Origin of the sequence: Oribacterium sp. Sow4_G1_1 (assembly GCF_052116105.1) — a bacterium.
GTDB lineage: Bacteria > Bacillota > Clostridia > Lachnospirales > Lachnospiraceae > Oribacterium.
On the sequence record NZ_JBQKLS010000060.1, the window covers coordinates 1 to 404 of the forward strand.

At 46.8% G+C, this 404-nt stretch carries 1 protein-coding gene; it reads left to right on the forward strand.

The window, feature by feature from the left end; all coding sequences use genetic code 11:
- A partial coding sequence (locus ACTQ52_RS12395) for a transposase domain-containing protein (RefSeq protein ID WP_441982797.1) occupies window positions 1–259 on the forward strand: 259 nt, incomplete at its 5' end.
- Window positions 260–404: the final 145 nt, after the last annotated feature.

The window sequence follows — 404 nt, forward strand, 5'->3', positions numbered from 1 at the left end:
AAACTTCTACTTCCACGATACACCGGCCGGTGCCGAAGCCAGCGCGATCATCTACAGCCTGGCGCAGACAGCAAAACTTAACAACCTGAGTGTCTTCAAGTATCTGCAGGCAGTACTCCTTTACATGCCGGACTACGTTCATGAGCCCGAGGGCATGGAAGAGCTGATGCCATGGTCAGATAAGATGAAGAAACTCTGTGCAATAGACACGAAGGCAACTATCGAAGACAAGGGTGGAAATCCAAAGATCTCACGGTAGTAAGTTAGCGCGCTCAGCTAACACTGAGCGCTTACCAAAGTACTCGTACATATGGACATGAGCATTAATCCATGATTTCTGCTTCATATCCAGAAATGCTTCCACGTATGTATACTGGCTGTAAGTCATTACACCAACAAATATG